Here is a 382-nt window from a genome sequence, read left to right on the forward strand (position 1 = left end):
GACTAAGATCGCAATCGTCGATTGCGGCATGGGCAATCTGCGCTCGGTGGCGCAAGCCCTGATGGCCGTTGCTCCGGAGGCCGATGTGCGCATCAGTGCGCAAGCGGATGAAATCCGCGCCGCCGACCGCGTCGTCCTGCCAGGGCAAGGCGCCATGCCCGACTGCATGGCCGCGTTCGACCAGTCCGGCCTGCGCGACGCTGTGCTCGAGGCATCGCGCAGCAAGCCGATGCTCGGCGTATGCGTCGGCGAGCAGATGCTGCTGGAGCGCAGCACCGAGGCGCGCCCCGGGCAGCAATACACCGAAGGGCTGGGCCTCATCAAGGGCGATGTGGTCCGCTTTGATCTGGACGGCAAGTTGCAGCCGGACGGTTCGCGGTAC

Annotated in this window: 1 protein-coding gene; it reads left to right on the forward strand. The window is 67.0% G+C overall.

All coding sequences use genetic code 11. The features are described from left to right. Positions 1-13: 13 nt before the first annotated feature. On the forward strand, positions 14-382 hold a 369-nt coding region (locus D7V93_RS44315), incomplete at its 3' end, for a glutamine amidotransferase-related protein (RefSeq protein WP_443652017.1).

Source organism: Corallococcus llansteffanensis (assembly GCF_003612055.1).
GTDB classification, from domain to species: Bacteria; Myxococcota; Myxococcia; order Myxococcales; family Myxococcaceae; genus Corallococcus; species Corallococcus llansteffanensis.